Source organism: Roseateles sp. (assembly GCF_044373315.1).
Classification (GTDB): domain Bacteria; phylum Pseudomonadota; class Gammaproteobacteria; order Burkholderiales; family Burkholderiaceae_C; genus JACDQM01.
Genome location: NZ_JBILQK010000087.1, coordinates 1 through 13709 on the forward strand (window position 1 = coordinate 1; position 13709 = coordinate 13709).

Sequence of the window (13709 nt, forward strand, 5' to 3'; positions counted from 1 at the left end):
GCTCCACGCTTCCTCCCCACATTCGGTCGCCCTCGTGCAGTTGCGCTTCGCTTCGTTCGCTGTGATCAACTTACGGCGGGACTTGCACCCGCAAGAGTGCGCTCATGCTGAGCGCACATGAAAAAGGGCCGGCAAAGCCGGCCCTCGGAGTGTCGCGCAGGACGCGACCCGGTCGCGCCGGCTTACAGCAGGTGCTTGACGCCGTCTTGCTCGCCCAGCAGTTCGTCCAGGGTCTTCTTGATGCACTCTTGCGAGAAAGCATCGATTTCCAGGCCTTCGACGATCTTGTACTCGCCACCTTCGCAGGTGACGGGGTAGCCGAACATCACTTCCTTGGGGATGCCGTACTCGCCGTTCGACGGGATACCCATCGTGACCCACTTGCCATTGGTGCCCAGGGCCCAGTCGCGCATGTGATCGATGGCGGCATTGGCGGCCGAGGCAGCCGAAGACAGGCCGCGAGCGGCAATGATGGCGGCGCCGCGCTTGCCGACGGTGGGCAAGAAGGTCTCGCGGTTCCAGGTCTCGTCATTGATCATGGCCTTGACCGAAGCGCCGCCGATGGTGGCGAAGCGGTAGTCGGCGTACATCGTCGGCGAGTGGTTGCCCCAGACGGCCAGCTTCTCGATGTCAGCCACGGCCTTGCCGGTCTTGGCAGCGATCTGCGAGGCAGCGCGGTTGTGGTCCAGGCGCAGCATGGCGGTGAAGTTCTTGGCCGGCAGGTCCGGCGCCGACTTCATCGCGATGTAGGCATTGGTGTTGGCGGGGTTGCCGACGACCAGCACCTTGACGTTGCGCGAAGCGACGGCGTTCAGGGCCTTGCCCTGGGCAGTGAAGATGGCGCCGTTGATGGCCAGCAGCTCCGAGCGCTCCATGCCCGGGCCGCGCGGGCGCGAGCCGACGAGCAGTGCGTAGTCGGTGTCCTTGAAAGCGCTCATCGGATCGCTGTGGGCTTCGATGCCGGCCAGCAGCGGGAAAGCGCAGTCTTCCAGCTCCATGATCACGCCCTTCAGCGCGTTCTGGGCCTTCTCGTCCGGGATCTCCAGCAGTTGCAGGATCACGGGCTGGTCCTTGCCCAGCATTTCGCCGGAAGCGATACGGAACAGCAGGGCGTAGCCGATCTGGCCTGCGGCGCCGGTGACGGCAACGCGAACGGGTTTCTTGCTCATGGAAGTCTCCGAAAGGAAGGAAGTAAAGCTGTTCGATGCGCGATTGGCGGGGCAAAGCGCCTGCCGGCGCAGGTGGCGCAAGTGTAGGACAGAGCCTGGGCTTTCCCGACTTGACCGCGCTGCGAAATCGCCAGGACATCCAGATTATCTGTGCGGCTTTGCACAAATCTGACAGTCTTATGTCTTATAGAAGATGGCTGCTGGCAATCGCTAGACTGGCTGAGCCGCTTGTGCTGCAATGCCGGGCGATGTCCGCCTCCCCAGTCTCTCCGAGCGATGCCATGCGTGCCGATACCGGCCCGTCGTTCAGCCCCCTGTATCGGCAGATCAAGGATCTGTTGATCGCCCGCCTGCAGGCTGGCGAGTGGAGGGCCGGCGAGGCGATCCCAAGCGAGATCGAACTGGCCGGCCGCTTTGGCGTCAGCCAGGGCACGGTCCGTAAGGCTGTAGACGAACTTGCCGCCGAGAATCTGCTGGTCCGACGGCAGGGCAAGGGCACGTTTGTGGCCACGCATGCCGAACAGCAGCAGCAATACCGCTTTCTCCGCTTGATGCCTGACGAAGGTCAGCCGTCAGGCCTCGGGCGCCAGTTGCTGGATTGTCGGCGGCAGCGTGCGCCGGCCTGGATTGCCCGTCAGCTGGGCATGCGGGCAGGGGATGCGATGGTGGAGGTGCGCCGCATCTTGCAAAGCGAAGGTCGTCCGGTGGTGCTTGACGACATTTGGCTGCCGGGTGACTTGTTCAAGGGGCTCACCACGGAGCGCCTGAATCGCCATCGTGGGCCGTTCTATGGTTTGTTCGAGACTGAGTTTGGTGTGCACATGATTCGAGCGCAGGAGAAGATCCGGGCCGTTGTGGCGGATGCGGACAGTTCTGCGCTGCTGCAGGTGCCTGAGGGAGCGCCCTTGCTGAGCGTCGAACGTCTCTCGTATACCTATGGCGACAAGCCGGTGGAATTGCGCCGAGGTTTGTACAACACCTCGACGCACTTTTATCGCAACGACTTGAATTGACCCTTTCGCTTGCATCGCAGCCCGCACTGAATGCCTCTTGGGCGTGCTGCGTTGCAATAAAATCCCTCGGTTTCGTATTGATTACAGAAGGTCGGCTATGACGGAAATTGCTAAGAAACGACCGGTCTATCGCAACATCCACGTGTCGCAGATCGTTTCGTATCGCCTGCCGCCCGCAGGCATCGTGTCGATCCTGCACCGCATCAGCGGCATGCTTTTGTTTGTGCTGCTGCCGCTCGTGATCTGGATGTTCGATACCAGCGTCACGTCGGAGATCAGCTATGGCGCCTTCACCAACGCCTTTGTGGCTGGCATCGGCTTCGTGCCTGGCTGGTTCATCAAGCTGGTGAGCCTGGGCCTGATCTGGGGCTATCTGCACCACTTCATCGCTGGCGTGCGCCACCTCTGGATGGATGCCACCCACAGCGTGTCCAAAGCGCAAGGCCACAGCAGCGCCATCTTCACCTTGGCTTCAAGCGTCGCCCTGACGCTGGCCCTCGGTGCCAAGCTGTTCGGCCTGTACTGATTCGCGAACCCAAGAGGCACAACAACAATGAGTACCTTCGGCTCCAAGCGCATCGTCACCGGTGCGCACTATGGCCTGCGTGACTGGCTGGCCCAGCGCATCACCGCAGTTTTGATGGCCCTGTTCACGATCGTCCTGCTGGTGCAGGTGCTGATGCCGGGCGAACTGGGTTACGAGCGTTGGGCGGGCATCTTCAGCCAGCAGTGGATGAAGTTCCTGACCTTCGCGCTGATCATTTCGCTGGCCTATCACGCCTGGATCGGCGTTCGGGACATCTGGATGGATTACGTCAAGCCGGTGGGCGTGCGCCTTGCGCTGCATGTGTTCACCCTGGTTTGGCTGGTGGGTTGTGCCGGTTGGGCGATCCAAGTGCTGTGGAGACTTTGAAAATGCAAATCGGATCGACTCTCGCAAAGCGCAAGTTCGACGTCGTGATCGTCGGCGCCGGTGGCTCAGGCATGCGTGCCTCGCTGCAACTCTCGCTGGCCGGCCTGAATGTGGCTGTGCTGTCCAAGGTCTTCCCGACCCGCTCGCACACCGTGGCGGCGCAGGGCGGCATCGGTGCCTCGCTGGGCAATATGTCCGAGGACAACTGGCATTACCACTTCTTCGACACCGTCAAGGGATCGGATTGGCTGGGTGACCAGGACGCGATCGAGTTCATGTGCCGTGAAGCGCCCAAGGTCGTGTACGAGCTTGAGCATTTCGGCATGCCCTTCGACCGCAATCCGGACGGCACGATCTATCAGCGCCCCTTCGGCGGCCACACGGCCAACTACGGCGAGAAGCCTGTGCAGCGCGCCTGCGCGGCCGCTGACCGTACCGGCCACGCGATGTTGCACACGCTGTATCAGCAGAACGTCAAGGCCAAGACGCAGTTCTTCGTCGAGTGGATGGCGTTGGACCTGATCCGCGATGCCGAAGGCGATGTGGTGGGCGTGACGGCGCTGGAGATGGAGACCGGCGAGGTCCACATCATGCAGGCCAAGACCGTGCTGCTGGCCACTGGTGGCGCAGGCCGCATCTTCGCGGCTTCGACCAATGCCTTCATCAACACCGGTGACGGCCTGGGCATGGCAGCGCGCGCTGGCATCCCGCTGGAAGACATGGAGTTCTGGCAGTTCCACCCGACCGGCGTGCACAACGCTGGCGTGCTGCTGACCGAAGGCTGCCGCGGCGAGGGCGCGATCCTGCGCAACTCCAACGGCGAGCGCTTCATGGAGCGTTATGCGCCGACGCTGAAGGATCTGGCGCCGCGCGACTTCGTCTCGCGCTGCATGGACCAGGAGATCAAGGAAGGTCGCGGCTGTGGTCCCAACAAGGACTACATCCAGCTCGACATGACCCACCTGGGCGGCGAGACCATCATGAAGCGCCTGCCCTCGGTGTTCGAGATCGGTCACAACTTCGCCAACGTCGACATCACCAAGGAACCCATCCCTGTGGTGCCGACCATCCACTACCAGATGGGCGGCATCCCGACCAATATCCATGGTCAGGTGGTCGTGCCCAAGGATGGCGTGCATAACGCCGTGGTGAATGGCCTGTATGCGGTGGGCGAGTGCTCCTGCGTGAGCGTGCACGGCGCCAACCGCCTGGGCACGAACTCGCTGCTCGACTTGCTGGTGTTCGGCCGTGCGGCCGGCAACCACATCGTTGAGGCCGGCCTGAAGGCACAGGAGCACAAGGACCTGCCGGCCGATGCGGCTGACCGCTCACTGGCGCGCCTGGCGCGCCTGGATGCCAGCACCAGTGGCGAGTATGCCCAGGATGTGGCCAACGACCTGCGCGCTGCGATGCAGCAGCACGCCGGTGTGTTCCGCACCCAGGCCATGCTGAACGAAGGTGTGGTCAAGATTGCCGAGATCGCCAAGCGGGTGGCCAACATCACGCTGAAGGACAAGTCCAAGATCTTCAACACGGCCCGCATCGAGGCGCTGGAGGTCGAGAACCTGATCGAGGCTGCGCAGGCCACCATCGTGTCGGCAGCAGCCCGCACTGAGAGCCGCGGCGCTCACACGGTCGACGACTATGGCGACACGCCCGCCCACCCGAACGGTCGCAACGACGAGCAGTGGATGAAGCACACGCTGTGGTACTCGGAGGGCAACCGCCTGGACTACAAGCCGGTCAACTTGAAGCCGCTGACGGCCGAGTCGATTCCGCCCAAGGTCCGTACGTTCTAAGAGGTAAATCACTATGACCAAGCGTACTTTCCAGATCTACCGCTACGACCCGGACAAGGATGCCAAGCCCTACATGCAGACCCTCGAGGTCGAGCTGGATGGCTCTGAGCGCATGCTGCTGGACGCCCTGATCAAGCTCAAGGGCGTGGATCCCACGCTGAGCTTCCGTCGCAGCTGCCGTGAAGGCGTCTGCGGCTCGGATGCGATGAACATCAATGGCAAGAACGGCCTCGCCTGCCTGACGAATATGCGGACCCTGTCGGGCACCATCGTCTTGAAGCCGCTGCCGGGGCTGCCTGTCGTGCGCGACCTGATCGTCGACATGACCCAGTTCTTCAAGCAGTACAACTCGATCAAGCCTTACCTGGTCAACGACAACCCGCCGCCTGACAAGGAGCGCCTGCAGTCGCCGACCGAGCGTGAAGAGCTCGACGGTCTGTACGAGTGCATCCTGTGCGCCAGCTGCTCGACCAGCTGCCCGAGCTTCTGGTGGAACCCGGACAAGTTCGTCGGCCCGGCTGGCTTGCTGCAGGCCTACCGCTTCATCGCCGATAGCCGCGACGAAGCCACCGCCGAGCGCCTGGACAACCTGGAAGATCCCTACCGTCTGTTCCGTTGCCACACGATCATGAACTGCGTGGATGTCTGCCCGAAGGGGCTGAACCCCACGAAGGCAATCGGCAAGATCAAGGAACTGATGGTGCGTCGCGCCGTCTGATTGATCGACAGGCTCAGCATGCTCACCGATGCAACGACCGAACTGATCGACGAGAGGGCCTTGTCCAAGCTGAAGTGGCGCTGCCGCCGCGGACTGCTGGAGAACGACCTCTTCATCGAGCGTTTCTTTGCGCGTCACGAGCAGAGCCTGACCCTGTTTCAGGCCGAAGGCCTGCGCCAGCTGATGGAGCTGGCCGACAACGACCTGCTCGATCTTTTCCTGGCCCGCAAGGAGCCTGAAGGCGAGCAGGATCGACCCGATGTGCGCGCCGTGCTGGCCATGCTCAGAGTCCCCGTCTAACCATCCCCAAAGAGTCACAAGGAACGCCCATGACACCGTCCGACGTCAAAGCCACCCTGTCGTTTTCCGACGGCAGCCCGCAGATGGATCTGCCGATCTACAAGGGTACGGTCGGCCCGGATGTGATCGACATCCGCAAGCTGTACGCGCAGACGGGCAAGTTCACCTACGACCCGGGCTTCCTGTCGACTGCCTCCTGCAACTCGACCATCACCTACATCGACGGCGACAAGGGCGAGCTGCTGTATCGCGGCTACCCCATCGAGCAACTGGCGGTCAACTGCGACTACCTGGAAACCTGCTACCTGCTGCTGTACGGAGAGCTGCCCAACCCGTCCCAGAAGGAAGAGTTCGTCTCGCGCGTGACCAACCACACGATGGTCAACGAGCAGATGCAGTTCTTCCTGCGCGGCTTCCGTCGCGATGCACACCCGATGGCGGTGATGACGGGCCTGGTGGGCGCACTGTCGGCCTTCTATCACGACAGCACCGACATCAATAACCCCGAGCATCGCGAGATCGCGGCGATCCGCCTGATCGCCAAGATGCCGACGCTGGTGGCGATGGCCTACAAGTACACCATCGGCCAGCCCTACATCTACCCGAAGAACGACCTCAGCTACGCCGGCAACTTCATGCGCATGATGTTCGCCACGCCCTGCGAGGAGTACAAGCCCAACGACGTGCTGGTGCGCGCGATGGACCGCATCTTCACGCTCCATGCCGACCATGAGCAGAACGCGTCGACCTCGACCGTGCGCCTGTGCGGTTCCTCCGGTACCAACCCCTTCGCAGCCATCGCCGCCGGCGTGGCCTGCCTGTGGGGCCCGGCACACGGTGGCGCCAACGAGGCCTGCCTGAACATGCTCGCCGACATCCAGAAGCAGGGCGGCGTGGCCAAGATCGGCGAGTTCATCAAGCAGGTCAAGGACAAGAACAGCAACGTCAAGCTGATGGGCTTCGGCCACCGGGTCTACAAGAACTACGATCCGCGCGCCAAGCTGATGCGCGAGACCTGCCACGAAGTGCTGGGCGAACTGGGTCTGCACAACGATCCGATGTTCAAGCTAGCCATGGAACTCGAGAAGATCGCGCTGGAAGACGAATACTTCGTTGCCCGCAAGCTCTACCCGAACGTGGACTTCTACTCAGGCATCGTGCAGCGCGCCATCGGCATCCCGGTGCCGCTGTTCACCGCGATCTTCGCGCTGGCTCGCACGGTGGGCTGGATCGCCCAGCTCAACGAGATGATCGGCGACCCCGAGTACAAGATCGGCCGTCCGCGCCAGCTCTTCGTCGGCGCCACCGCTCGCGACGTCAAACCGCTGGCTCAGCGTTGATTGACTGACTGACCGGCCCGCGTGCATTGCCGCGGACCTTTACAAGCCCCGCGTGCTTCACAGCCGCGGGGCTTTCTTGCTTATAGCCGGCATGGCGTGCGTGGCAGCCGGTCAGCGTGGTGTGCTGGCGGGGCTTTCGGCTATGCTACGCCCCTGTCGGCAAACGTTTGCCGACTGAAGCGTTGCACGGCGGGACCCGACCCGACGCGGCGGCACCAAAGCCCACCGGGCACCTCAGCGTTCCGAGCCTGAATTCGTGAGCACCATCAAAGACGTCGCGGCCCTGGCGGGCGTGTCCTTCACCACGGTTTCCCACGTCCTCAACGAAACCCGCCCAGTCAGTGCGGATGCGCGTCGGCGGGTGTTGGCGGCTGTCGAGGAGATCGGCTACCTGCCCAGCGCTGTGGCGCGCTCCTTGCGCAAGAGCGAAACCAAGATCATCGGCGTGCTGGTGCCGAACGTGAACAACCCCTTCTTCGCCGAACTGGTGGTCGGTGTCGAGGAGTGCTGCCGCCTGGCGGGCTATTCGGTGTTCCTGTGCAACTCGGACAACGATCCCAGGCGTCAGCAGCAGTACATGCGCACCTTGCTGGAGAAGCGCGTTGACGGCCTGCTTCTGTCTTCCGCCGGCGATGCCGCGGCGCTGGCGCGCATCTTCAAGCTGGCCACGGTGCCGGCTGTGACGGTGGACCGCCTGGTGCCCGGAGCGCGCGCTGATCGCGTCAGCGTCAACAACCTGGACGGCGCCTCCAAGGCCGTGCGCCATCTGGTGGGGCTGGGCCACCGCAAGATCGGCTGCATCAGCGGCCCGGCCGAGTTCGAGGTGACGCAGGAGCGTGTCGAAGGTTGGCGCCGCGCGCAAGAGGAGGCAGGCTTCAATGCTGACGAACAGCTGCTGATCGAGAGCGATTTCAGCAGCTCGGGCGGCTATGAGGCGGCGCGCCAGCTCTTGAGCACTCACCCCGACATGACCGCGCTGTTTGCCAGCAATGACCTGATGGCGCTGGGCGCGCTGCGTGCCGCGGCTGAAATAGGCATCAAGGTGCCGCAGCAGCTGTCCATCGTCGGCTTCGACGATATCGAGCTGAGCAGCTACGTGTTCCCCGGCATGACGACGGTGGGCTGCTCGATCCGCGAGCTGGGCCGCGAGGCCGGCCGCGTGCTGATTGATCGGATCGAGAACCCGGGCGCGCCGCTCAAGGACGTGCAGCTCACGCCGCGCCTGGTGCTTCGTGAGAGCACGGCTGCGCCGCGCGCCTGAGAACTGGAACAAGGGGGTAGAGAGCTCATGCAGCAGCAAGGACTAGACGCCCGTTCGCCCCAGGTGGTGGTGATCGGCAGCATCAATATGGACATGGTGGCGCGCTCGGCCCGCCTGCCGGCGCCCGGCGAAACCCTGGTCGGCGAGGCCTTCGATATGGCGCCGGGCGGCAAGGGCGCCAACCAGGCGGTGGCGGCTGCACGCCTGTGCGCTCGCACCGCTTTCGTCGGCCGCCTGGGCACGCGTTTGCATGGCGCCGACCTGCTGGAGGCGCTGGGACGCGAAGGCGTTGATTGCGCCGGGGTGGTCGCCGATCCGCAGGCCTTGCCGGGCATCGCGGTGATCATGGTGGCCAGCGAAGGCGGCGAGAACTCCATCGTCTACGTGCCGGGCAGCAACGCGATGCTGTCGCCCGAGGATGTGCAGGCCGCAGCGGGCCTGCTGCAGGCGGCCCGTGTCGTGGTGGCCCAGCTCGAGGTGCCGCTGCCGGCGATTGCCCGCGGTTTCGCGCTGGCACGTGCGGCAGGCGTGGCCACGGTGCTGAATGCCGCGCCGGCGCTGGCGCTGGCGGACACGCTGCTAGCGCAGACCGACTGGCTGGTGCTGAATGAAACCGAGCTTGCCGAGCTGGCCGGCGCGCCGGTGGCCGACCTGGCACAGATTGCGCTGGCCGCCGAGCGCCTGCGCGCCCGCGGTGCCACCCGCGTGCTGGTGACGCTGGGCGCACAGGGCGCCTTGCTCTGTGATGCCGCTGGCACGCAGCATCTGCCTGCGCAGGTCGTCGATGCGGTGGATACCGTGGGGGCAGGCGACACCTTTGTCGGTGGCCTGGCCACCGGGCTGGCGGAAGGTATGGAAGCCACGCCAGCTGTCCAGCTGGGCTTGGCAGCAGCCACCCTTGCGGTCAGCCGCAGCGGCGTGCAATCGGCCATGCCACGGCGCAGCGAAATTGGGAGCTTGACGTGAGAAGCGCAATTCCGGTGATTTTCGACACCGACCCGGGCATCGACGATGCCATGGCCCTGTACCTGCTGGCGCGCCATCCGGATATCGATCTGCGCGCCATCACGACCATCTTCGGCAACGCCTCGATCGAGGTGACCACGCGCAATACGCAGCGCCTGGCTGCCTTCTACGGCCTGGACCTGCCGATCGCCAGTGGTGCCGGTGGCCCGCTGCGGGTCGGTGCCGAGCGCGATGCGCCGGCCCATGTGCATGGCGACGACGGTCTGGGCGGCATGGTGCATCGCCTGCCGGCGGCTGCGCGCGCGCTCGACCCGCGCCCGGCGCATGAACTGATCTGCGACATGGTCAATGCCGCGCCCGGTGAGATCACGCTGCTGGCGGTCGGGCCGATGACGAATCTGGCGCTGGCCCTGCGCCACGACCCGGGCATTGCCGCCAAGGTGCGCCAGGTGGTGGTCATGGGCGGCGCCTTCGGCACTTACGGACATGGCGGCAACGTCACGCCGGTGGCCGAGGCCAACATCATCAACGACCCCGAAGCCGCCGACATCGTCTTCACAGCCGGCTGGCCGGTGGTGATCATCGGTCTGGATGTCACCCAGGAAGTGGTGATGACGAATGACTTCCTGGGCGATCTGCGCGGCAGCCCGGCAGGTGATTTCCTGTGGGAAGCCACGCGGCATTACCAGGATTTCTACGACGGCCTGCATGGCATCGGCGGCATCTTCTCGCACGATGCCAGCGCGGCGGCCTACATCGTGGCACCCGCGCTGTTCCGCCAGCGCCGCGGCCCGGTGCGGGTGGTGCTGGACGGCATCGCCTGCGGCCAGACCATCCAGGATCATCGCAAGCCCGGGGCAGAGCCCAACGCCTGGAGTGCCTGCCCGCCGCAGCAGGTCTGCGTCGGCGTGGATGCCGAAGGCGTGCGCAAGCTGTTCGCGTCGCTGTTCAAGAATTCGCAAGAAGGAGTACCGCAATGACTTCGACCCCAACCCTGCTCAAGGCCGGATGGATTGTCACGATGCAGCCTGGCAGCCCGGTGCTGACCGAGCATGCGCTGGTCATGGACGGCGAGCGCATCGCCGCCGTGCTGCCCTGGAGCGAAGCCGAAGCCCTCTACCCGCAAGCCGAGCGTGTCGAGCTGCGCCAGCACGTGCTGATTCCCGGCCTGATCAATGCCCACACGCACTCGGCGATGTCGCTGTTGCGCGGCGTGGCCGACGACCTGGCGCTGATGGACTGGCTCAACAACCACATCTGGCCGCTGGAGAAGAAGTGGGTCAGCGAAGACTGGACTTACCAGGGCTCGCTGCTGTCGGCCGCCGAGGCGCTGCGCGGTGGGGTCACCTACCTCAACGACATGTACTTCTTCCCGACCGCGATGGCGCGCGCGGCGCTGGATGCGGGCATCCGCGCCGGTGTGTCGATCAATGTGATCGACTTCCCCACCGGCTACGCCTCTGGGCCGGACGACTACATCGCCAAGGGCCTGGCGGCCTATGAGCAGTTCAAGGGCGAGAAGCTGCTGGACTGGACCAGCGCGCCGCATGCGCCTTACACGGTGTCGGACGAGACCTTCATCAAGCTGCGCCAGCTGGCCGAGACGCATGATCTGCAGATCCACTGCCACATTCACGAGACGCAGGACGAGGTGGACGGCAGCGTCAAGCAGTTCGGCATGCGGCCGCTGGAGCGCCTGCACAAGCTGGGCCTACTGAGCGAGCGTCTGATGGCCGTGCACATGGTGCACCTGAACGAGGCCGAGATCGCGCTGATTGCCAAGCAGGGCGTGCACCTGGTGCACAACCCCAGCTCCAACCTCAAGCTGGCGTCGGGCATTGCGCCGCTGAAGGCGCTGGAAGCAGCGGGCGTCAACACCGTGCTGGGCACTGACGGCGCCGCGTCGAATAACCGCCAGGACATGTTTGCCGAGATCCGCGCCGCCGCGCTGCTGGCCAAGGGCGTGACGGGCGACCCGCTGACCGTCTCGGCGCGCACCGCGCTGGAGATGGCCACCATCCGTGCGGCCAAGGCCATGGGCCGCGCTGCCGATCTGGGCTCGCTGGAAGTCGGCAAGCTGGCCGATGTGGTGGCCGTCTCGCTGGAGGCGCTGGAGTGCCGCCCGGTCTATCACGCCGATGCGCAGCTGGTCTATGTGGCTGGCCGCGAACATGTCTCAGACGTCTGGGTTGGCGGCCGCCGCGTGCTGGCGAAGCGCGAGCTCAAGACCATCGATCAGGGCGCGCTGCTGGCACGCGCTGACGAGATCGTCACCCGCATGAAGACGGAGCGCTGAGCCCAAGGCCTTTGGCTCAAGTACCGGCCTTGCGCGCCACCAGCTCCCACAGGGACTTGGGTGCGCCGTAGCGCAGGCTTTGCCGCTTGCGAAGTTGTACGGCTTGCAAGCTGGTGGCGGTCAGCAACTCCAGCAGCTTGGCTTCGGTGAAGAACTGCTTGGGCAGGCCGTCCACCCTCGTCAGGCCCCATCCGCTGGCGTCGGCTGGCGCGCCGTAGTTCACATCGTCGTCCGCGTTCAGCCCGGCAAGCAGCAGACCCTGTGGCTTCAACACGCGGGCGACTTCCGCGAAGGCTCTCAGGCTGTCGGCACGGTCAAAGTAGTGCAGCGAGAGATGCGCGAGCACCAGGTCGAAACTGCTGTCCGCCATCCCGACCAGTTCGCGGGCGTCAGAGCGTCGGTGCTGGGCTTGCGGATTGCGTTGGCCGGCGCGTGCCAAGGCTTGCTCGGAGATGTCAACGGCAGTCACGGCCAGGCCCCGATCCAGCAGGCGCGTGGTTTCGAGGCCGTCGCCGCAGCCCAGATCCAGGGCCGCACCGGAGCGGGGCAGCAGCGCGTCCCAGGCCTGCAGCCAGTCTTCGTCGCAGGCCAGCGCCTGGCGGGCATAGCGCCCATTCCAGACGGCTTTGGGGTCGGAGTCGCTCATGCGGCGCAGTATCGCCGGGGCTTTGGGGGCTCTTCTTTGCGCAAACATCGGTCCTGGTGCCGGGAATGGCCCAGGCCTCGGTAAAATCCCGGGTTTCCACGGTCCGGCCCAGCCCCGGGCCGCAACCTCAAGCGCGCCGCGTGCGCACCTCGGGATTCCATGGCATCGACCCAGCAGCTGCTTCACTTCGAGGGTGGCAACGCCCTTTCCGTCTTCCGTGCCCAGGCCTTGCTGCCGAGACTGCAGGCGGTCAATGAACGGATCAATGGCGTGCAAGCGCGCCATGTGCACTGGGTCTGGAGCGACACCAGCCTGGACGACGACACCAAGGCCAAGCTGGCAGCACTGCTGAACTATGGCGATGCCTACACCGGCAGCAGCGAGGGCAGCCTGATCGTCGTGGCACCGCGCCTGGGCACGGTCAGCCCCTGGGCGTCCAAGGCCACCGACATCGCGCACAACTGCGGCCTGAACATCCATCGCGTCGAGCGCGTCACCGAGTACCGCATCACGCTGAAGTCCGGCCTGCTTGGGGGCGTCAAGACGCTCAGCCAAGCTGAGCTGATCGCCTGCGCCGAGTTGCTGCACGACCGCATGACCGAAAGCGTGCTGCTGGCGCGAGAGGATGCAGCGCATCTGTTCGACGCCAAGCAGGCCCAGCCGCTGCAGCATGTGGACGTGCTGGGCCAGGGCAGGGCGGCACTGGAGGCGGCCAACAGCACCTTCGGCCTGGCGCTCTCCGACGACGAGATCGACTACCTTGTGAACGCCTTCCAGGGGCTGAAGCGCAACCCAAGCGATGTGGAGCTGATGATGTTCGCGCAGGCGAACTCGGAGCACTGCCGCCACAAGATCTTCAATGCCAAGTTCACGGTGGACGGCCAGGATCAGGACCTGAGCCTGTTTGGCATGATCCGCAACACCGAGCGCCTGAGCCCGCAGCACACGGTCAAGGCCTACTCGGACAACGCCTCGGTGATGGAAGGTCACCAGATCGAGCGCTGGATGCCCGCCGGTGACCAGCGCGCGCCGCGCTACGAGGCACGCGAGGAGCTGGCGCACGTCTTGATGAAGGTCGAGACCCACAACCACCCGACCGCCATTTCGCCCTATCCCGGTGCCTCGACCGGTGCCGGCGGTGAAATCCGCGACGAAGGCGCCACTGGCCGCGGCTCCAAGCCCAAGGCCGGCCTGACCGGCTTCTCGGTGTCGAACCTGCATCTGCCGGGCCTGTCCGAGCCTTGGGAGCAGAGCCCGATCGGCAAGCCCAGCCATATCGCCAGCGCCT

Annotated in this window: 13 protein-coding genes and 1 pseudogene; 12 read left to right on the top strand and 2 right to left on the bottom strand. The window is 64.8% G+C overall.

Annotated features, from left to right (window positions below; genetic code table 11):
- Positions 1-182: 182 nt before the first annotated feature.
- The gene (locus tag ACIQ67_RS16175; protein ID WP_397535406.1) at positions 183-1169 is read right to left on the bottom strand and encodes a malate dehydrogenase; all 987 of its coding nucleotides are present in this window, start codon (positions 1167-1169) and stop codon (positions 183-185) included.
- A 248-nt stretch (positions 1170-1417) separates the two neighbouring features.
- Here ACIQ67_RS16175 and ACIQ67_RS16180 point away from each other — a divergent pair, with 248 nt between their 5' ends.
- From ACIQ67_RS16180 to ACIQ67_RS16230, 11 genes are all read left to right on the top strand, one after another.
- Positions 1418-2182 carry a GntR family transcriptional regulator gene (locus ACIQ67_RS16180; protein ID WP_397535418.1) on the top strand — a complete coding sequence of 255 codons (765 nt, stop codon included), beginning with the start codon at positions 1418-1420 and terminating at the stop codon, positions 2180-2182.
- 97 nt (positions 2183-2279) lie between these two features.
- On the top strand, positions 2280-2708 hold the full coding sequence (gene sdhC / locus ACIQ67_RS16185) for a succinate dehydrogenase, cytochrome b556 subunit (RefSeq protein WP_397535407.1): 429 nt from the start codon (positions 2280-2282) through the stop codon (positions 2706-2708).
- A gap of 27 nt (positions 2709-2735) precedes the next feature.
- On the top strand, positions 2736-3095 hold the full coding sequence (gene sdhD / locus ACIQ67_RS16190) for a succinate dehydrogenase, hydrophobic membrane anchor protein (protein WP_397535408.1): 360 nt from the start codon (positions 2736-2738) through the stop codon (positions 3093-3095).
- A gap of 2 nt (positions 3096-3097) precedes the next feature.
- Positions 3098-4894 carry a succinate dehydrogenase flavoprotein subunit gene (gene sdhA, locus ACIQ67_RS16195; protein ID WP_397535409.1) on the top strand — a complete coding sequence of 599 codons (1797 nt, stop codon included), beginning with the start codon at positions 3098-3100 and terminating at the stop codon, positions 4892-4894.
- A gap of 13 nt (positions 4895-4907) precedes the next feature.
- Positions 4908-5612: a succinate dehydrogenase iron-sulfur subunit gene (locus ACIQ67_RS16200; protein WP_397535410.1), complete on the top strand. Its 705-nt coding sequence runs from the start codon at positions 4908-4910 to the stop codon at positions 5610-5612.
- An 18-nt stretch (positions 5613-5630) separates the two neighbouring features.
- Positions 5631-5912, top strand: coding sequence for a succinate dehydrogenase assembly factor 2 (locus ACIQ67_RS16205; RefSeq protein WP_397535411.1), 282 nt, complete (start codon positions 5631-5633; stop codon positions 5910-5912).
- Between the two features lie 29 nt (positions 5913-5941).
- Positions 5942-7252 carry a citrate synthase gene (gene gltA, locus ACIQ67_RS16210; RefSeq protein ID WP_397535412.1) on the top strand — a complete coding sequence of 437 codons (1311 nt, stop codon included), beginning with the start codon at positions 5942-5944 and terminating at the stop codon, positions 7250-7252.
- Between the two features lie 256 nt (positions 7253-7508).
- Positions 7509-8513, top strand: coding sequence for a LacI family DNA-binding transcriptional regulator (locus ACIQ67_RS16215; RefSeq protein WP_397535413.1), 1005 nt, complete (start codon positions 7509-7511; stop codon positions 8511-8513).
- A gap of 27 nt (positions 8514-8540) precedes the next feature.
- Positions 8541-9479, top strand: coding sequence for a ribokinase (gene rbsK / locus ACIQ67_RS16220; RefSeq protein ID WP_397535414.1), 939 nt, complete (start codon positions 8541-8543; stop codon positions 9477-9479).
- Complete coding sequence (locus ACIQ67_RS16225) at positions 9476-10459, top strand: nucleoside hydrolase (protein ID WP_397535415.1); 984 nt, start codon at positions 9476-9478, stop codon at positions 10457-10459. Before rbsK ends, ACIQ67_RS16225 begins: the two co-directional genes overlap by 4 nt.
- Entirely contained in the window at positions 10456-11775 is a 1320-nt protein-coding gene (locus ACIQ67_RS16230) for a TRZ/ATZ family hydrolase (protein WP_397535416.1), read from the top strand. The genes ACIQ67_RS16225 and ACIQ67_RS16230 overlap by 4 nt, the downstream gene beginning before the upstream one ends.
- 16 nt (positions 11776-11791) lie before the next feature.
- Here ACIQ67_RS16230 and ACIQ67_RS16235 read toward each other — a convergent pair whose 3' ends face one another.
- Positions 11792-12421 carry a class I SAM-dependent methyltransferase gene (locus tag ACIQ67_RS16235; protein WP_397535417.1) on the bottom strand — a complete coding sequence of 210 codons (630 nt, stop codon included), beginning with the start codon at positions 12419-12421 and terminating at the stop codon, positions 11792-11794.
- 159 nt (positions 12422-12580) lie between these two features.
- Between ACIQ67_RS16235 and ACIQ67_RS16240 the strand changes: the two are divergent.
- Positions 12581-13709 (top strand): annotated as a pseudogene (locus ACIQ67_RS16240) (phosphoribosylformylglycinamidine synthase); the annotation flags it as partial.